Origin of the sequence: Alkalihalophilus lindianensis, assembly GCF_032843265.1 — a bacterium.
Classification (GTDB): Bacteria; Bacillota; Bacilli; order Bacillales; family Bacillaceae_D; genus Alkalihalophilus; species Alkalihalophilus lindianensis.
Genome location: NZ_JAWJBA010000624.1, coordinates 1 through 257, shown reverse-complemented (window position 1 = coordinate 257; position 257 = coordinate 1). Strand labels below are relative to the sequence as shown.

Here is a 257-nt window from a genome sequence, read left to right as displayed (position 1 = left end):
CGCATGTGATGCAGGGGCTGGTGCTCAAGGGGCACGGCCAGGCGCAGGACGCGCATGTCGCGTTCGAGGGCGCGGCCGAGCGCATCGAAAAGCAGCTCAGACGCTATATGCGCCGGCTTAAGGACCGCAACAGCGCCGCGGGCGCCACCCTGGCCGCCTCGCTCGACGAGATCGAGGACAACGCCAGCTACACCGTTTTCGACACCGGGACCGAGGAAGAGGATGCGGGCGACGCGCCTGCGATTATCGCCGAAACG

Annotated in this window: 1 protein-coding gene; it reads left to right on the top strand. The window is 67.3% G+C overall.

Annotation, left to right across the window (positions count from 1 at the left end):
* Positions 1–257 (top strand): HPF/RaiA family ribosome-associated protein (locus RYX56_RS26690; RefSeq protein WP_317124294.1); only part of this gene is annotated, 257 nt, incomplete at both ends.